This is a genomic window from Paraburkholderia sp. BR10923 (assembly GCF_040948765.1).
GTDB classification, from domain to species: domain Bacteria; phylum Pseudomonadota; class Gammaproteobacteria; order Burkholderiales; family Burkholderiaceae; genus Paraburkholderia; species Paraburkholderia youngii.
Genome location: NZ_JBFPKO010000008.1, coordinates 313,140 through 330,488, shown reverse-complemented (window position 1 = coordinate 330,488; position 17,349 = coordinate 313,140). Strand labels below are relative to the sequence as shown.

16 protein-coding genes and 1 pseudogene are annotated in these 17,349 nt (G+C 56.5%); 13 read left to right on the top strand and 4 right to left on the bottom strand.

The genetic code is table 11. The annotated features are described in order from the left end of the window. Positions 1-21: 21 nt before the first annotated feature. Both AB3X94_RS17980 and AB3X94_RS17975 read right to left on the bottom strand, forming a co-directional pair. Complete coding sequence (locus AB3X94_RS17980; protein ID WP_368612236.1) at positions 22-852, bottom strand: SMP-30/gluconolactonase/LRE family protein; 831 nt, start codon at positions 850-852, stop codon at positions 22-24. A gap of 266 nt (positions 853-1,118) precedes the next feature. Further along, positions 1,119-1,409 carry a putative quinol monooxygenase gene (locus tag AB3X94_RS17975; protein ID WP_368612235.1) on the bottom strand — a complete coding sequence of 97 codons (291 nt, stop codon included), beginning with the start codon at positions 1,407-1,409 and terminating at the stop codon, positions 1,119-1,121. Between the two features lie 350 nt (positions 1,410-1,759). Here AB3X94_RS17975 and AB3X94_RS17970 point away from each other — a divergent pair, with 350 nt between their 5' ends. The 11 genes from AB3X94_RS17970 to AB3X94_RS17920 all read left to right on the top strand — a co-directional run bounded on the left by AB3X94_RS17970 (position 1,760) and on the right by AB3X94_RS17920 (position 14,044). Then, a complete protein-coding gene (locus AB3X94_RS17970) occupies positions 1,760-3,394 on the top strand; it encodes a GMC family oxidoreductase (RefSeq protein ID WP_176106111.1) in 1,635 nt (544 codons plus the stop codon). A 133-nt stretch (positions 3,395-3,527) separates the two neighbouring features. After that, the gene (locus tag AB3X94_RS17965; RefSeq protein ID WP_176106110.1) at positions 3,528-5,006 is read left to right on the top strand and encodes an NAD-dependent succinate-semialdehyde dehydrogenase; all 1,479 of its coding nucleotides are present in this window, start codon (positions 3,528-3,530) and stop codon (positions 5,004-5,006) included. Between the two features lie 32 nt (positions 5,007-5,038). Continuing rightward, the gene (locus AB3X94_RS17960; RefSeq protein WP_368612234.1) at positions 5,039-6,055 is read left to right on the top strand and encodes a sugar ABC transporter substrate-binding protein; all 1,017 of its coding nucleotides are present in this window, start codon (positions 5,039-5,041) and stop codon (positions 6,053-6,055) included. A 140-nt stretch (positions 6,056-6,195) separates the two neighbouring features. After that, on the top strand, positions 6,196-7,164 hold the full coding sequence (locus AB3X94_RS17955; RefSeq protein WP_018434077.1) for a sugar ABC transporter substrate-binding protein: 969 nt from the start codon (positions 6,196-6,198) through the stop codon (positions 7,162-7,164). A gap of 9 nt (positions 7,165-7,173) precedes the next feature. Continuing rightward, positions 7,174-8,745, top strand: a complete 1,572-nt coding sequence (locus tag AB3X94_RS17950) for a sugar ABC transporter ATP-binding protein (protein ID WP_368612233.1) — start codon at positions 7,174-7,176, stop codon at positions 8,743-8,745. A gap of 11 nt (positions 8,746-8,756) precedes the next feature. Continuing rightward, positions 8,757-9,995, top strand: a complete 1,239-nt coding sequence (locus tag AB3X94_RS17945; RefSeq protein WP_157646332.1) for an ABC transporter permease — start codon at positions 8,757-8,759, stop codon at positions 9,993-9,995. 186 nt (positions 9,996-10,181) lie between these two features. Then, on the top strand, positions 10,182-10,385 hold the full coding sequence (locus tag AB3X94_RS17940) for a hypothetical protein (protein ID WP_176106109.1): 204 nt from the start codon (positions 10,182-10,184) through the stop codon (positions 10,383-10,385). Positions 10,386-10,519: 134 nt separating this feature from the next. Next, positions 10,520-11,845, top strand: a complete 1,326-nt coding sequence (locus tag AB3X94_RS17935; protein WP_311733458.1) for an MFS transporter — start codon at positions 10,520-10,522, stop codon at positions 11,843-11,845. Positions 11,846-12,104: 259 nt separating this feature from the next. Next, positions 12,105-13,067, top strand: a complete 963-nt coding sequence (locus tag AB3X94_RS17930; protein WP_184225707.1) for a sugar ABC transporter substrate-binding protein — start codon at positions 12,105-12,107, stop codon at positions 13,065-13,067. Between the two features lie 357 nt (positions 13,068-13,424). Then, complete coding sequence (locus tag AB3X94_RS17925; protein WP_368612232.1) at positions 13,425-13,643, top strand: type II toxin-antitoxin system Phd/YefM family antitoxin; 219 nt, start codon at positions 13,425-13,427, stop codon at positions 13,641-13,643. An 11-nt stretch (positions 13,644-13,654) separates the two neighbouring features. Next, positions 13,655-14,044, top strand: a complete 390-nt coding sequence (locus tag AB3X94_RS17920; RefSeq protein WP_368612231.1) for a type II toxin-antitoxin system VapC family toxin — start codon at positions 13,655-13,657, stop codon at positions 14,042-14,044. 93 nt (positions 14,045-14,137) lie between these two features. Here the strand turns inward: AB3X94_RS17920 and AB3X94_RS17915 are convergent, their stop codons facing one another. Beyond that, positions 14,138-14,341, bottom strand: coding sequence for an amidohydrolase (locus AB3X94_RS17915; RefSeq protein WP_368612272.1), 204 nt, complete (start codon positions 14,339-14,341; stop codon positions 14,138-14,140). Here AB3X94_RS17915 and AB3X94_RS17910 point away from each other — a divergent pair. Together AB3X94_RS17910 and AB3X94_RS17905 are read left to right on the top strand one after the other, a co-directional pair. Continuing rightward, a complete protein-coding gene (locus AB3X94_RS17910; protein WP_368612230.1) occupies positions 14,252-15,037 on the top strand; it encodes an MmgE/PrpD family protein in 786 nt (261 codons plus the stop codon). The two genes, AB3X94_RS17915 and AB3X94_RS17910, sit on opposite strands and share 90 nt — an antisense overlap. A 243-nt stretch (positions 15,038-15,280) precedes the next feature. Further along, positions 15,281-15,488: pseudogene (locus tag AB3X94_RS17905) on the top strand (ISKra4 family transposase); the annotation flags it as partial. 123 nt (positions 15,489-15,611) lie between these two features. On the opposite strand, the gene AB3X94_RS17900 reads toward AB3X94_RS17905, so the two are convergent. Continuing rightward, complete coding sequence (locus tag AB3X94_RS17900; protein WP_368612229.1) at positions 15,612-17,210, bottom strand: GMC family oxidoreductase; 1,599 nt, start codon at positions 17,208-17,210, stop codon at positions 15,612-15,614. Positions 17,211-17,349: the final 139 nt, after the last annotated feature.

Sequence of the window (17,349 nt, the reverse complement as noted above, 5' to 3'; positions counted from 1 at the left end):
TCTGCATGATCAACGCCACTGCTAAGCGGATAGCTCTGCCTTATAAATCGCGCTGCGAGGCTCCCGAGCTCGCAACTGTTCGTCGGTACCGAGGTACACACAGCAATAGAGTGTGGTTCCACTTTCGCCGCCGATTGCGCACGAAACCGCGTTACCGTCAAACTTGATGCGATCAGTGATTTCGCCGCCTTCAAGAACGCGGATGAACTCGCCCGTGTTATAGCAACCGACCCAGATGCCGCCGCGCTCGTCTGCGCAGATTCCATCGGGTTGCCGGTGCCCCAAGTCCGCGAATAGTCGTCGGTTAGATAGTTCGCCGTTTTGGTCGCGGTCGTACGCGGTGAGCTTTCCACACCACGTTTCGGCTACGACGAGCGTGCGTCCCTCGTCCATGATCACCGCCCCGTTGGGAAACTCGAGTCCGGTGGCCGCCACACGAACCGAGCCGTCGGGGTGAACGACGTGCATCTCGGTGGGCTCTATCGGCGCGCCGCCGAAGAGGTCGTAGCCGAAGTTACCGACGTAGACGCGACCGATTTCATCAATGACCAAATCGTTGAGATCGCCCGCTGCTACGTTCGCCAGGTCTGCGTAGACTGACAGCATGCCTTCGGAAACGCGCATCAGCTTTTTGTCGGCGCACGACACAACGATAGGGGTGTTATCGGGCAAGAAGCCGATTCCCGCTGGGCGTCCCGGGACCTCGCAGACCACGCTACGTGTACCATCCTCAAGCACGGTATACAGTTTCGAACCAAAGACGTCTGATACCCAAAGACGACTATCTCGCCACCGTGGCGCCTCGAGGAAGACGAAGCCCTCAGCCACAAGCGTCGCCTGATGCTCTTTCATGACATTCTCTTCTGATGGAAATAAAGCGGTGGTGTCTCCTTCTAAATTAGGTTATTGCCTGAAGTGTCGGTAGGTCCAGTTCGATTTCATTGCGTCGACGGTAAGCTTTCCTGACAGGCAAGTCTACAGAGGACGGGGGGAACCTAAGCAGATCCGACCGGCGCTATGTAAGCGAATAACGAACATGAACCGCACCTGAAAGGGCAGACGAATGAGGCGGATCGTTCGCGATCCGCCTTCCCGGCGTGGGGTGCCGACCGCCTGAGCTACTTCTCTTTCCTCAGGACATGGATCTTGTTGCTCTCGACCCAACCGTCTACTTTCTTCAGATATGCTGACACGTGGGGCGAACTACAATGGTTATCGAAGGTCTCTTCGCTCTCCCACCGCTCGATGAAAACGAAGCAACGGGGCTCCCGCATATCGCGATACATCTCATATTGAAGCATCCCCTGCTCTTGGTGCGTTGGGGCTAGCAGCCCTTCAAGAGCGTCCGCCAACTTCTCCTCACATCCAGGCTTTGCCACTGAAATGGCAACCGCGGATACCTCGGCCATGTTGTCCTCCGGAAAAGAGAAAAAAGGAATCGCGAGGATATATGGGCGAACTTAATAAAGGAAGTGTTCACTTGTGCGCCCGCTTCCGATTCGTTGATGTCTCGTCGGAAGGTAGCGCACCATGATCAGGTTATACCCTTAAGACAGAGATGTTCTGAATCGCGTGCCGGACCGCGACTAGCGCGGCGAACGCGCTACACCGGGCATCTGAAGGCGATAGAAACAAGAACAGCCAGGGGGGTTTAGCGCAACTTACCTTGGTAACCAGAAAAACGAACTAGACCTAACCATGGGGGCGGAAATAATCTTCAAACAAACGGAGACACCCTTCTGACACGCAGCTCATCGGCATGGAAACCTACGACTACATCATCATTGGCGCCGGCTCGGCCGGTTGTCCTATCGCTCGCGGTCTCAGCGACAACCCCGATAACAAGGTCCTGCTCCTCGAAGCCGGCCCGCCCGCTGACCGATTTTGGGTCAATACTCCTGCTGGCATGGCAAAGCTGTACTTCCACAAGGACTTGAACTGGAACTACTTCACGGACCCGATGCCCGCACTTCGCAACAGAAAGATGTATTGGCCTCGTGGTAAGACGTTGGGCGGTTCGAGCTCGATCAACGGAATGATTTTTATCCGTGGACACAGGAGCGACTTCGACAGCTGGAGAGACCTTGGCAATCCGGGCTGGGGTTACGACGACGTGCTTCCATACTTCAAGAGGATGGAACACAACGAGCGCGGTGCAGACGAATATCGCGGCGCGACTGGACCGCTGTGGGTCAGCGATCCCGTAAAGAAGATGGCAAGTTCTCACGACTTCATTGAGTCGGCGGAGCGTGTGGGTATCCCTCGTACCGACGATTTCAATGGTGCAGTGCATGATGGTGTTGGCTTCATGCAGCATACCATTCGAGACGGGAAGCGTTATTCCGCGTACACGGCGTTCGTTGAGCCGGTACGCAATCGACAGAACCTTACTGTTCTCACTGGCTGTGCCGTTCAGCGAATCGTGTTGGAAGGCAATGTTGCTACCGGGGTCGAGGTCCTCTGCAACGGGGAAATAAGGACGTTTGTCGCAGCGAGAGAAATAATTTTGTCGGCGGGTTCGCTCAATTCGCCTCAGGTGCTCATGCTGTCGGGCATTGGGCCCGGCGAGGAGCTGCAGCGACATGGGATTCGTACCCGCGTGGAGTCTCCGGGCGTCGGGCTCAACCTGCAGGACCACTTTTACGTGCACGGAAGCTATAAATCCACACCAGACAGTTCCTACAACACAGAGCTCGCTGGTCTGAGAAAGTACCTTGAAGGCGCTCGTTATCTGCTGACACACAAAGGCTATCTGGCACTTGGCTCTTCGCAGGTGGGCGCGTTCGTAAAGAGTCGGGCTGACGAGCCCTACGCTGATTTGCAGATCAGCTTCAGGCCGATGACGTTCACGTACCACCCAGGTGGCGAGTGCGAAGTTGACAATGAGCCTGGTATGGGTGTCTCCGTCTACCTCCTGCGTCCACGTGCTGCTGGGACTGTGACACTGCGTTCAGCGAATCCCGCAGACTCCGCCGTATTTAAGCCCAACTTTCTGACGAATGAAGACGACAATCGGGCGATGATTTTCGGCGTGAAGAAGATTCGGGAAATTATGTCAGCGCAGCCGATGGCATCGCGTGTCATTGAAGAGCAGATTCCGGGCCCCGCTGTGAAGACAGATGAGCAGATTCTCTACTGGATGGAGATGACGGGTAACTCTGCCCACCATCAGGGCGGTACTTGCAAGATGGGGCGTGACCGTCTCGCGGTAGTAGACGAGCGTTTGCGCGTACGCGGAGTCGAGCGTCTTCGCGTGGCGGACGCATCGATCATGCCGCATCTCACTTCCGGGAATACCAATGCCCCTTCAATCATGATTGGCGTAAAGGCGGCAGACATGGTCTTGCAGGACGCTACCCCACGGCGACTTATCAAAGACACGGTTGCCGCTTGATCGGCGCTTTCGGGAAATATTTGGCTGGCGTGAATAGGGCAGCCGATATGGGCGACGAATGTAGCGGGAAGTGGCAAGAGCGTTCGTAAGGCGCATCGTATGCGCTTCAAATTTAGCGAAGAGGATTTCAGTAATGTCAACCACAAGCCAGCAAACTGCCGATAGCGAAGCGCGGCGCGAATACCCGCGCATCGGTTTATACATCGACGGCGAGTGGATCTACGACCGACAGACGGCGACCGAGGTCAGAAACCCGAGTACGGAAGAAATCCTGGGCCCTGTACCGAAGGCTACTCCAGACGATCTTGCACGTGCCTTGAAAGCAGCTTCGCGCGGATTTCTCGCATGGCGCGACACTCCTCCGCAGCAACGGGTGAAGGTAATACAGAAGGCCACGGCGCTGATGAGGGAGCGACTCCATTCAATCGCAACCGCGATCACGCTTGAGAATGGCAAGTTGTATTCCGATGCCTATGCCGAAGCCGACCGGTCCCTCAACTTCTTCGAGTGGAACGCGGCGCAATCACTACGTGACTACGGATTGATCGTTCCCGGTGAGGCGCAGATGCAGAAGTTCATTCTGCGTCAACCGATCGGTCCTGTCGCAGCATTTACTCCGTGGAACGTACCTATCAGTTCTGCTGCGCGAAAAGTGAGTGCGGCCTTGTCGGCCGGTTGCTCGGTGATCTTGAAAGCTGCGGAGGAGACTCCTGGAGCCGCGTGTCTCGTTGTCAAGGCTTTCGAAGACGCAGGGCTGCCTGCGGGAGTCTTGAATCTCGTATTCGGAAATCCTGCGGAGATCTCGTCGACGCTTATCGCCTCGCCCGTAATCAGGCTGGTGACGTTTACTGGCTCTGTGCAAGTCGGCAAACATCTGACCCAACAGGCTGCGGCCGCCATGAAACCCGTGTTGATGGAGTTAGGTGGTCATGCACCTGTGCTTGTCTGCGAAGGTGTTGACGGTGCAGCAGTTGGGCGCCTCGCAGCACGAGGAAAGACAAACGCTAGCGGACAAATCTGCGCGTCTCCATCGCGATTTATCGTTCACCGCAGCGTGTATCAAGACTTCGTGTCGGCATTCGCTGAGACAGTGAATAGCGTTCAGGTCGGAGATGGGTTCCGCAAGGACGTGCAGATGGGTCCCGTTGCCAGCGCTCGCCGACTGGCGGCAATGCAGTCACTCGTGGATGACGCTAGGAAGCGAGGTGCGCGGATCGCGGCCGGGGGCAATCGTATCGGAAACATCGGCTACTTCTTCGAACCAACCGTGCTCGCGGATGTTCCGTTCGATGCAGACGCCATGACGACAGAGCCGTTTGGTCCGCTGTGCGCCTGCGTATCCGTCAATGACCTCGGCGAAGCCATTACGTTGGCAAACAGCCTCTCCGTCGGCTTGGCAGCGTATGCATTCACCAACTCGTTGCAAGACGCTGAGCGCATCAGCCGAGAGCTCGACTGCGGGGTGTTGTCAATCAACCATTTTGGCACGCCAGACGCAGATACACCTTTTGGAGGGGTGAAGGACAGCGGTGTCGGTCGTGAGGGCGGTCCGTCGACGCTGGACGCTTACATGGTCACCAAGACAGTTTTGCAAAAGACCTCGCGAGTTTGAGGAGAGACAAAAAATAGACTCGAAATTGCTCGATGACGGGCAAGCTGCTGGACAAAATTAATCCATATTGGAGACAGACGATGGGCAAGTTTCGAAAGCGTGTTCTCGGCATTGCGGCAGCAGCCCTGTTGTTTTCGTCAGTGGGCGCGGCACAGGCGAAGGAAATCACGGTCGGTTACGTCGCTGTAGGTCTGCAGTATCCGTTCAATGTTGCCGTCGCGAAGGGGTTCGAGGACGCTGCCAAAGCGGCTGGTGTGAAAGCAATTGTCCTGGATCCGAAGACCAGCGTCGAAAGACAAGCCAACGCTATTGACGACCTTGTTTCGCAGAAGGTCGATGGTATCGCCTTTCTCCCGCTAGATGGCGTCGTCGCGCAAGGCTGGGCGGACCGTGTATCTGCCCATGGGATTCCTCTGGTCTCGGTTGCCACCGAGCTGGGCGACCCTCAGAAGCGACCCATCAAGGAGGTATATCCGAAGCTCGCAGCCCTTGTCGCGAGTGATGAGATTCACACCGGATTTAATGCCGGCGAGATTGCAGCGGAGTTGCTTCCGAAAGGTCGCGTAGCCAACATCGCCATCGTGGAGGGTGCACCGGGGTATCCGCAAGTCTGGCAGCGCACCAAGGGCTTCAAGGACGGTCTTGACAAGGCGGGAGTCAAGTATCGGATCGTAGCGTCGCAACCCACAGACTGGACGGCAGAGAAAGGCGAGGCGGTCTGTCAAAACATCCTGACTGCTCATCCAGACGTCGACCTTTTCTACAGCCAGGCCGATGACATGGTTATCGGTTGTGCGCGCGCCGTACATGCGGCTGGTTCAAAAGCAAAACTCGTCGGGTGGGGCGGTTCACGCCTTGGAATTGCTGCAATCAAGGCCGGAGAAGTTGACGGCACAGTGTGCGTAGCACCGGAGGAAATGGGGCAACAAGCGTTCAAGGCGCTGTACGCGGTTGTGAAAAACCCCGACATCCAAAAGGCCAAGTTCATCGAAATCCCGACGCCAGGTGTGACGAAAGAAAATATTTCGAGTTGTATTCCCCAATGGTAATAGGGGCCGGGCATCGTGAGCATTACCTGCGCCAATGTATTCTGACAGAGACATCAGGGCTTACGAACAGAAGGCCGCTGAGCCACTCGAAATCGATTCGATTGGTTATGCGGGCCAAGACAACTTAAGTGGAGACAGAAATGAAAAAGTGTTTAAAGAGTTTGGCCTGCATCGGCCTGGCTGGTACTGCGGCGCTTCTTACAAACGCCGCGCTTGCCAAGGATATCACGCTGGGCTACGTGGCTGCAGGGATGCAATATCCCTTTAACGTGGCCGCGGCGAAGGGGTTCGAGGCGGCTGCGAAGGCGGCAGGCGTCAAAACTATTGTTCTTGACGCGAAGACTAGCGTGGAGAAGCAAGGAAACGCAGTCGATGATTTGATCGCTCAGAAAGTCGATGGTATCGCTGTGCTGCCAATCGATGCGGTGGTGGCTCAATCATGGGCCGATCGCGCTACTTCGCACAACATCCCGTTCGTCGCGGTCGCAACGCAGATTGGTGATCCGCAAAAGCACGCAATCGCCGATGTCTACCCGAAGCTGACCGCGCTCGTCGCCAGCGACGAGGTGCACGTTGGATATGACGCGGCGCAGATTGCCGCAAAGCTGCTCCCGAAGGATCGGACGGCGAAAATCGCAATTGTCGAGGGAGCTCCTGGCTACCCCACGGTATGGCAGACGACGAAAGGGTTCAAAGAAGGTCTGGACAAAGCCGGTATCAAATATCAGATCGTCGCCTCTCAGCCTACCGACTGGACCCCGGAGCAGGGTGAGTCCGTATGCCAGAACATTCTCACGGCGCATCCGGACGTTGACCTCTTCTTCAATCAGGCAGACGACATGGTCATCGGCTGTGCCCGAGCCGTGCGTGCTGCAGGATCGCACGCAAAGCTCGTCAGCCGAGGCGGATCCAAGCTTGGAATCAACGCCGTCAAGGTGGGCGATGTCGATGGCACGGTCTGTATTCAACCGGGAAAAATGGGAGCGCTGGCGTTCAAAGCGCTGTATGCAGCAGTGCAAAATCAAGGCGTGCAGAAGGCTAAGTTCGTCGATGTCGACACGCCAGAGGTGACGAAAGCGACGCTTTCCAGCTGCGTGCCTGAGTGGTAAGCAGGATTGATGTCAACCGAGGCGGTAGGAGGCAACGAAATGGTAAATGAGATTCCACTCTTGCAGCTACAGGGTGTGACGAAGACGTTCCCGAACGGTCTTGTAGCGTTACGCGGAGTAGACCTTGACGTTTCGCGTGGCACGGTGCATGGGCTCCTGGGCGCTAATGGCGCCGGGAAGTCGACCTTGATCAAGATCCTTTCTGGCTCGTTGCCAGCCTCGGGTGGGCAGATCGTTTGGAAGGGCTCGGCCGTTGAGTATTCGAGTCCGAAAGCGGCGAATGACATGGGAATCGCGACGATTCACCAGCACATTCCCCTGGTCCCGACTCTATCGGTACTCGAGAACGTGTTCTTGAGCGAGGAAGGCCGGTGGCGCCGCAATTCGGCGATTCGGACGCGCTATTCCGACCTGTGTCGGACAATTGGATATTGGCTCGATCCAGACGGCCTGGTCAGCGACCTCTCCATTGGTCAACGTCAAATGGTTGCGATTCTGCAGGCCCTGGGAACGGGGGCTGATCTGATCGTCATGGACGAGCCGACCGCTTCACTCGCGGCAAACGAACGGGAGGTCGTATACAAAATCGTGCGGCAACTGTCGCGTGTCGAAAACAAGGCCATTCTCTTCGTTTCACACTTCCTGGACGAAGTCGTGGCGCTCACCGACAGAGTAACCATTCTGCGGGATGGACAAGCCGTGGTTGACGCAGCGACCAGTGAACTCGACGAATCGCGTATCGCGGAGGCTATCGTTGGTAGGCAGATCGTTGCGCTGGAAAAAGCACCGCCGCAAAAGATCGATGCTGGAGCTCCGGTGTTGCTCGAGCTGAAAGATTTGGCGTCGATCGGCAAGCTGGAGCCGATCTCGTTGAGGGTGCGGGCGGGCGAAGTCATTGGAATCGCAGGTCTCCTTGGTTCAGGCCGCAGCGAGCTACTCCATGCGATTTTTGGTGCTGATCCGGATGCTACTGGTGAGGTCCTGGTCGATGGCGAGAATATTCGTAAGTCGACTGCTTCGGCCGTTCGGGCGGGTCTCGGATTGGTACCTGAAGACCGGATGGCACAAGGTCTCGTACCCGGCTTCGAAATTTGGCGCAATACGACCCTCCCAGCACTCGATGGCGTTGCGCGCGGTCGCTGGCTCCCGGACAAAGCACGTGAACTGGAACGTGGAGAGGAGGCTATCCGGCGCCTATCGATCAAGGCGAGTTCGGCTGACATTCTCGTGACAGAACTAAGCGGTGGCAATGCGCAGAAAGTGACGATTGCCAAATGGTTATTTAGCGACGTGAAGGTGTTTCTCCTGGACGAGCCTACCGCTGGCATCGATATTGGAGCGAAGACGGACATCTTGTTGCTTGTTCGAGAGCTAGCGGCGGCTGGCAAGGCAGTCGTCATTGTTTCTTCTGAATTCGAGGAAATCCTTGCGGTGAGCAGTCGAATACTCGTCATGCGTGACGGACGTTGCATCGCCGAGCGCGTCGGCCACGAGACCTCCGAGCACGAACTGGTCTTGCTGGCGGGCGGTCACAGTGCGAATTCAGACGACGCACAGCAAAGTAACGCGCAACCCTTGTAGAGCGAGTAATCATGAATCTCACAACTTCAACACATTCCAGCCCCGCTCGCGGTAGCGATGCATCATCGGGTGGACCAACGGGCGGCAGCTCACCAAAAGTTCAGGGACAAATGACCGATTGGCGCCGCTTGTTCAGCCTGCGCGAGATGGGCGTTTATTACGCTCTCGTCTTGCTCGTATCAGGAATCTCGTTTGTGACGGTTTACACGGGACGCCCGAGCTATCTCAGTTTGGGAAACATCTCGAATGTTCTATATCAGGCGTCGTTGGTGGCGATTATCGCTGTCGCAATGACGGTGATCCTGATTACGGGTAACTTCGATCTTTCTGTCGCATCCGTGGCGGCCCTTTCTGCAGCGGTACTTGTGAGTCTGGCAGATACACTTGGGTTTTGGCCAGCAGCGGGCGTGGCGATGCTGGTTTCGGTTCTGGCAGGCTTACTGAATGGTGCGATCGTCCAGTATCTTGGCATTAATGCATTCATCGTTACATTGGGTACGCTCACCGCAATCCGTGGCGTTGTCCAGATCTACACCGATGGGCAATCCTTGTCGGTGCAAACACCTGAAGCATTGCAGGCAATGCGAATGTTTGAATCGGGTCGTTTTTCGATTGCGATTCCGCTGCTTATCATTGGAGCCGGCTTGTTCCTGGCGGGTCTCTGGTCTCTGGTGCGAGCACGTCGTCAGGCGCATAACGTCCCCGTGACGTCGGTTGGCATGGTCATTGGCGGCGTATGCTGTTTTGCTCTTGTGTGGGCGGGCGGACTGTCGCTTTCGATGCCGAAACCTGTCGTGTATATGCTCGTATTCACGATCGTCGTCTGGTTTGTGCTGAATCTGACCACTATCGGTCGCCGCGTGTACGCGGTGGGTGGTAATCCTGAGGCTGCCCGTTTGTCAGGGATCAACGTTCAGAGATACAAGATGGCGGGGTTCATTCTCTGTAGCGCGGCGGCTGGCTTCGGCGGTGTTCTTTTCGGCAGTCGACTTGGTGCGGTGAATCCAACCGCAATGCAAGGCGCAGAACTCACTGTCATTGCCTCGGCCATTCTTGGTGGAACATCACTGTTTGGTGGCGCCGGATCGGTCATCAAGACGCTCGCAGGTGCACTGCTGCTGTTCACGCTGACGAACGGATTCAACATCCTGAACCTGGGCGCGAACTATCAAGGCGTCATCGAGGGAACAGTGGTTGTCACGGCAGCCGCTATCTATACGGTAGGGGGCGCTCGTCGACGGAGGCGATAGAAGCCGCTCTCTGGCGTCGGGAGATTTACGCTCCAGATGGAAAATGACGGATGTCTTGCAATAAATTCTTTCCATGCAGGCCGCCGGACAGAAGGCTAGAACGCGGCGGCCTGCCGAAGCCGGGTTTATTCCGATGCAAGAACGTTGGACGCAGTCTCGAATCGCGCACTGGTTCAGGAGCCGTTCGTGAATAGTACCGGTCAAACCTACATCGACTCTCTCACGGCAGCCGACAGGGAGATTCTGTCTGAGGGGCTGTGCGCATTGTTACGCGAACGATCGGTGGCTTACGAGATTGCGGCGAAGGTAGCACTTGCCCAAGGGTTGGCGAAACCTGATGTTACCGACTTCGGACTTCCCGACATTCTTCGTCTCAGTCGAATCTTATAAGAGCGGTGCCACCAGCTAAGCGCGTCCAGTTCTGTCTGTCAGGGGCATCCAACATAACTCGGACGGCGACCGCCGGTTGAAGCAATGGTGAACTGGCTATCGCGCGTCTAATGCGCAGGTTGATTGGAGGAAACGTGGCAAAGCAAAGTGCAATTCGTACACTGTCGGCCGGCTCCATCGGCAACTTTGGAGAAATTTACGATTTCGCGGTGTTCGGATTTTCGGTTCCGATTCTTTCGATTCACTTTTTTCCAGGCAGTGATCGTACTGCGGCATTGCTAAGTACCTTTGCCGTCTACGCAGTCGCCTTTTTCGCTCGACCGCTAGGGGGGCTGTTGTTTGGTGTTATGGCAGACAAGGTCGGTCGCGTGAAGGTCATGGCAACGACAGTCTGGTTGATGGCGCTGGGCACAGCCGTGATAGGCCTTCTGCCCACCTATGCTCAAGTTGGCATCGCGGCCCCTGTACTCCTAGTCGCGTGCCGAATCGCTCAAGGACTTGCGCTGGGCGGCGAAACCACCGGAACCACCAGCTTTATTCTCGAATCCGCACCTGACGACCGCAGAGGAGGATGGATAGGCCTTACCTTGGTCTTCTCGCATTTGCCTAATGCTCTGGTAGCCGGGTTGTTGATTGCCCTTCAAGTGGGAGCCGGTGCAACTTCGTATGCAGACTGGGTCTGGCGTGTACCGTTCCTTGCGGGCGGACTGATCGGGATTGTTGGATTCTGGCTCCGCCGCAATCTGGACGAGCCCGAGGAGTTTAAGCAGGCCACGCGAAGGACTGGTTCGAAGAACCCACTTGGAACGGCGCTCCGAGCAGGTGGTCTTCGAGGGATGCTCAACGTCGCAATGATTCAACCTATCCAGACGGTCGGTTCATATCTGCTTCTGGGTTTCATGTACACGTTTCTTGTGCGTGTGGCGAAGCTGGAGCCGGCGACCGCGCTTTTTACAAACGGTGCGGCCATCGTTGTGTTGTCGCTCATGATTCCGATTGGCGGGGTGCTAAGTGACCGTTTTGGCCGAAAGCGCATTCTTACCCTAGGAGCCTTGTGGCTAGCCATCGCCGCATATCCTGGCGTATACCTCGCCGCCACCGGAACTATTAGCGGTGCACTTCTGGGTCAGTTGCTGCTTACGGTCGGAGTTGGCTTGTATGGAGGGGCTTGTTTTGTCGCCGCGCCAGAGTTCTTTCCGACTTCATTTCGTGCGACCGGACATGCGATCTCGTATCAGTTGAGCGTTGCCGTCTTCGGGGGTACTACGCCCTTCATTGCAACGCTTCTTGTTCGCGGATTCGGGTCCCCTCTTGCACCTGCATATTACGTTGCTTTCGTTGCGATCGCCTGTCTCATCTTGACGCAGTTTGTCCCGGAGACCAAAGGCGTGCGGCTGCGTACGTCTGCAGGCTTGACTGCGGCAGGCAGCACGTTCGGCGTCCCGAAAGAGACTAGATGAGATTTGCAAGGGGCTCCGCCCGCCCATCGATGTCATGAGCCAGTCCGGAGATTGAAGCCGGTAACTAGCGCAGAGGACGCGAACCCAAGCAGGCAGGTCTTCGTTACGACCATCGTCGTCGTTGTTCGGGTGATACGCCAGTTCAGTCGGACGAAAGATATTGCAGTGTCGTTCAAAGAATAGTCGCACTCATAAGTGGTATCGCAGATTAATCGAGCACCTTTATTGTAATACGTATAACTAAGTAAAAGGAGAAAAGATGAGAGGAGTTTGCAAGTGGTTAGTCGCGGTCTGCGGCGCAGGGGCAATGTGTCTTGGTAGCGTGCAGGCGAAGACCCTCACGCTAGGCTACGTGGCTGCAGGGATGCAGTTCCCCTTTAATGTATCAGTAGTAAAAGGATTTTCGGAAGAAGCGAAGAAAGCCGGTGTGAAAGTTATTGTTCTTGATGGGAAGGCTAATGTTGAGACCCAAAGTAACGCTATCGACGACTTGATAGCTCAGAAGGTGGATGGCATCGCAATCCTTCCCATTGACGGTTTGGTCGGGAAGAGTTGGGCGGATCGTGTCGCGGCACACGGTGTACCTTTCGTCTCCGTGGCGACCGAGATTGGAGATCCCCAAAAGCGACCAATTAGAGAAGTTTACCCAGAGGTCGCCGCACTAGTTTCAAGCGACGAGATACACACAGGCGAAATCACCGGCGAAATGGCGGCTACACTGTTGCCGAAAGGCCGCGTGGCAAATATTGCTATCCTCGAAGGGGCACCCGGTATGGCTCAAAATTGGCAGCGAACAAAGGGGTTCAAGACGGGCCTTGAGAAAGCCAGCGTTAAGTACCGGATTGTCGCGTCGCAACCCACTAACCTCACGCCTGAGCAGGGCGAGTCAGTCTGCCAGAATATTTTGACGGCTCATCCCGATGTGGATCTGTTCTACAACCAGGCGGACGACTTGGTGATTGGATGCGCGAAGGCGGTACGCGCAGCTGATTCTCACGCCAAGCTGGTTGGTTGGGGCGGCTCTCGTCTTGGGGTAACCGCTATCAAGACTGGCGACGTCGACGGCACAGTGTGCGTCGAACCGGAGAAAATGGGGCGACTCGCATTTAAGGCACTGTATTCCGCTGCTACGAACCCGAACGCACCTAAAGGTCAATTCGTGGAGGTTGATACGCCAGCCATCACAAAATCCAATATCGCGAATTGCGTACCACAATGGTAAGTGGTGTGGGCGGCGAGGCTAGCGGATGACCGGTTATGGCCGCTGGGGCTCTTAGGCGTTGCCCACGCACCGTGAAGTGATCGCCCGGCTCCGCGTTTCCGAAGGAATCAAACGAAGTGCAGCGCGGGGTCCGCCGCCCCGTGCAACACTCCAGTGATGTTGTTGCATAGACGGCTAGTAGCCGTTGGGAGTTTGGGTGTGACGTGGAGTTACGGGTTGGGGAATCGGAAGATTTCCTTTGTAATCCACCGAGTGGTGCTTCTCGCGCGCTTGCCTCGACCAACCGTTGCGGATAAAAGTGGGGCTGTTGTAAGCAGCTAGTAGCAGCAATGCGGTGAGTGACATCGGGGAGATAAGATGGAAAAGCGCATCTCGAAGGCGACGTTTAAGGCTAAAGCTTGTGAACTGTTCCGCCAAGTTGAGGCTCTGGGCGAAAAGGTGGTTGTGACGAGTCGTGGGAAGCCAACCATAGAAATTCGCCGTTATACGTCTGGTCGCGATAGTCCGATAGACGTTCTTCGTGCTGGAATCGTGTACTTCGATCCGGAAGCCACACCCGACCAAACTCAGAGTTGAGAGAGCGCTCCATGATTGTGCTCGATACTTGCGCCTTGCTGCTATGGCTGTGCGACCAGGGCAAGCTGAGCGTAGCAGCTCGTGAGGCAGTCGAGCGTGGAATGAAAGTGGGCGAAGTTGCGATTTCGAGCATCAGTGTGCTTGATGTCGGCAAGTTCATCGAAGACGGGCGACTCGCATTGTCGGTGAGCACCCGAAGCTGGCTGTTGACATTGGCTACGATAGAGGGAATGCGCGTGATTCCCGTCGATTTCTCGATCGCCGTACGGGCGGCGAACATTTCGGTGCCGCTCACGTCTCATCAAAAAGTCATCGTTGCCACGACCATTGCGCTTGGTGGTGCACTCATTACTCCAGACGCTTGTTTACGAACGCACACCTACGTAGACTCAATTTGGTGAGCGCAGCGGCCTAGGCCGAACGGCGGGTTTGTCGTTGGCCCCTCGTCATCGGCTTCGATTTGTCCATACGAGGTTTGGTTACGGCACACCTTTCTATGGCGTAGCGCAAAGGTCGAGGCGATACGTCTTGATCGCATTACCGCGAAAGATTTTCAGTCGGTCTTCACGAGACATATAACGTGTTGATCGGTCGACAAGACTTACCCATTGACGATAAGTCGCGGCCAGTTCGAGTACCGGCCAATCACCTCCAAAGAGGACGCGGTCCACACCAAAGCATTTGATGACATCGTCAATCAGCGGAAGTACCTGTTCTTCTCTCCATTCTTGATGGTCTACTTCGGAGGGAAATACGAACGCGACAAGATGGTCGAGGGGTTGGGCAGAGACTACCTGGGCGCGTCAATGCTTTACAAGGCGTGGCCGGCTGTTGGGAATGTGCATACATACATCCACGCGACAATCGAATTGATGAGAGAACATGGTCTGAAAGCGAGCGACATCGAGCAGATCAAGGTGTTCGTCGGGGATTTTCACCAACGCATGTGCTATCCGTTGGATCTTCGCCGCACGCCGGGGACACTCGTCGATGCGAAATTCAGTCTTCCATTCTGTGTGGCCTTGGCGGCGACGCGTGGCCAGATTCGAATTTCCGATTTCGGCGCCGCAGCCCTTCATGACCCGCAGGTGCTTGCAATCGCCCAGAAGGTTGTCCCCCTGGAAGACAGCAGTCTTGACTGGAAGATGAAGATCCCCGATGGGCGCATGGAGATTTTGACGCGCGACGGCCGGCGCTTCGCTCGGATTGGTGACAACGTGCCGGGCAGCCCCGAAGCGCCAATGTCGTGGGAGCAGATCGCCGCAAAGTTCCGCGACTGTGCGTCGGTTGCGGCCAACCCTCTGTCTCGAGAGAGAACTGAAAGAGCAATCGACCTGGTGCTCAATCTTGAATCACTTGACAATGCGAGCGCCTTCCTCAGTACGTTTTCTTAGCATGCCCCGTTCGTACACGGGTGGTGCCTTCGCGCCGCACTTGAGAGATTTCAGCGGAACAGATATTTCCTAGATGCGTTCGGTACGATAAGAGAAATTACCATGAAGCGATTCGAAGGAAAGGTGGTTGCCACCACAGGTGCTGCGTGTGGTGTCGGTCTAGCATGTGTGCGATGGTTGCGGGAGGAGGGCGCTGCTGTAGCTTTGGCAGACAGCGATCGGAGACCGCTACCATCAAGGGGGCCGATTACCTCGAGCTTCGTCGAATCGGCGGTCAACCAGGTGGTTAGCAAGCGCTTTGTGAAGCGGCAGCAGATGGCGTGGGGCCCGCACTCGCGCATCTCTTCTGCGGGTGAGGACGGTGGTCCTGAATTACCAATTGAGATCACCCATCGAGCGATGGTATCCGACGCTCGCGGTCAACAGTCACGCTGACGATATCGCGCCATAGTTCGCCGCTTTGGCGCGGTCTCCGTCCCCCGAACTCCCATTGCCCCATTGATTTACGTGCTCAAGCCCAGGTTCCTCAGGGCAGTTGGCAGGATGAGTGCAGCCAGCTTGGTTTTCGCACCTATCAGTTTTTGAGTTGCCGCCCCAGCTTCTCGCCGATCATCATGCACGCCGCGTTGATGTTTCCGCTGATCAGGTCAGGCATCACCGACGCATCGGCGATCCAGAGGTTCTCCAGTCCTCTTACCCTGAGGTCGGGCGTCACTACTGCCATGTCGTCGACTCCCATGCGGCAGGTGCCCGACGCGTGGTACGCCAGCCCGGCGCGGGCCTTCACGTACTCGACCAACGCGGCTTCGGAGGTAGCGTGTGGGCCTGGTTCGACCTCCTCCATCACCATATCGGCCAACGGCGACTTGGAGACGATACGACGCAGAAGTCCTATCGCTTTCACCAACGTTTCCACATCTCCGGAATTTCCCAGAAGGTTGGGTTCGATTAACGGCGCTGTCTTAGGGTCCGCGCTGGCGAGACGGATGGTGCCCCGGCTCAAGGGATAGCTCTTGTCGAGCACCATTGAGAACGAAGGATAGGGCAGCACCTTCAGGCTCTTGTAAAACTTGAGCTCGTCGTCGTTGACCGCGCCTGCGACCGAGAAGAGCATATGTACATCCGGTATGGGTTCCGTGCTTGAAGTCCTCAGGAATCCCATGGCCTCTGTAATCGTGGCAAGCGGTCCTTGCCCCGTCAACAAGAACTTGGCTCCAAAGCCTGCCATTCGCAACCAGTTGCTTGTTGGGCTGTAGCTGGGCCGCTTCACGCGCCAACTCGGCCTAATGAGGGGGTGCTCCATCAAGTTGCGTCCAACGCAAGGCTGATGCAGAACAACATTGACGCCAAGCGCTTGCAGTTCCGCTCCATCGCCGATGCCCGATAGCATCAGAAGCTGTGGCGTATTGATCGCTCCGCCGCACAAGATGACGCGGCCAGCCCGGGCCTCGTGCACGACGCCATCGCGCTCGTAGGTGACGCCCGTAACCCTACCTTCCTTTACCAGTAGTTTGTGTACGAGCGCATCCGTGACCAGCTTCAGGTTCTTGCGCTGCAACGCCGGTTTGAGCCATGCATCGGCCGAACTGACTCGCATTCCGCGGTGCTGGTTGAATTGTCCGTAGCCAACCCCTTCTTGCTGCGCACCGTTGAAATCGTGTGTGCGCGGAATGCCGGCCGCTTGTGCAGCATCGAGAAACGCCTCCGTGAGCGGATGGCAGTGCCGCACCTCCCGGATGGGCAGCGGACCAGAATCGCCACGGATTGAGTAGTCAGGCGGCGAATGGTAGCCGGGCTCGCAACGCTCCATGTCCCGGAACAGGGGCATGACGTCATCGGCCGACCAGCCGACGTTGCCCATGGCAGCCCAACGGTCGTAGTCGGCACGGGCGCCGCGCACATAGTTCATGCCGTTGATACTACCGCTGCCGCCCACAACGCGTCCGCGCCGCCAATGGTCGGTTCGCATATTGCGGGTGGAGTCGGACTGGGACCAATAACCCCACTCGAAGCGTGAGAAGTCAAGATAATAGCTGAGGCCGAACGGTTTCATGAGCCATACATCCGGGGGGCCGGCCTCAAGGACGAGAACGCGCCGCGAGGGGTTCTCGCTGAGGCGAGCAGCCACGACGCAGCCCGCGCTTCCTGCACCGACGACAATGTCGTCCCACATGTTTGAATCTCGATCCACGTAATTCACTTTGTCTCTAATCCGTGCGTGCAACTATGTTCAGAGGTCGGGGCGGCGTGCGTCCGACACTGGCCTTTTCCTACCAGCGGCAGGGAATTGGGTCGCCTAGTGGTTTATCGCC

Coding starts and splice junctions, on each gene's coding strand:
- AB3X94_RS17945 (WP_157646332.1), top strand. CDS start 8,757: ATGAATCTCACAACTTCAACACATTCCAGCCCCGCTCGCGGTAGCGAT.
- AB3X94_RS17925 (WP_368612232.1), top strand. CDS start 13,425: ATGGAAAAGCGCATCTCGAAGGCGACGTTTAAGGCTAAAGCTTGTGAA.
- AB3X94_RS17950 (WP_368612233.1), top strand. CDS start 7,174: ATGTCAACCGAGGCGGTAGGAGGCAACGAAATGGTAAATGAGATTCCA.
- AB3X94_RS17980 (WP_368612236.1), bottom strand. CDS start 852: ATGAAAGAGCATCAGGCGACGCTTGTGGCTGAGGGCTTCGTCTTCCTC.
- AB3X94_RS17930 (WP_184225707.1), top strand. CDS start 12,105: ATGAGAGGAGTTTGCAAGTGGTTAGTCGCGGTCTGCGGCGCAGGGGCA.
- AB3X94_RS17900 (WP_368612229.1), bottom strand. CDS start 17,210: ATGTGGGACGACATTGTCGTCGGTGCAGGAAGCGCGGGCTGCGTCGTG.
- AB3X94_RS17965 (WP_176106110.1), top strand. CDS start 3,528: ATGTCAACCACAAGCCAGCAAACTGCCGATAGCGAAGCGCGGCGCGAA.
- AB3X94_RS17955 (WP_018434077.1), top strand. CDS start 6,196: ATGAAAAAGTGTTTAAAGAGTTTGGCCTGCATCGGCCTGGCTGGTACT.
- AB3X94_RS17975 (WP_368612235.1), bottom strand. CDS start 1,409: ATGGCCGAGGTATCCGCGGTTGCCATTTCAGTGGCAAAGCCTGGATGT.
- AB3X94_RS17960 (WP_368612234.1), top strand. CDS start 5,039: ATGACGGGCAAGCTGCTGGACAAAATTAATCCATATTGGAGACAGACG.
- AB3X94_RS17920 (WP_368612231.1), top strand. CDS start 13,655: ATGATTGTGCTCGATACTTGCGCCTTGCTGCTATGGCTGTGCGACCAG.
- AB3X94_RS17970 (WP_176106111.1), top strand. CDS start 1,760: ATGGAAACCTACGACTACATCATCATTGGCGCCGGCTCGGCCGGTTGT.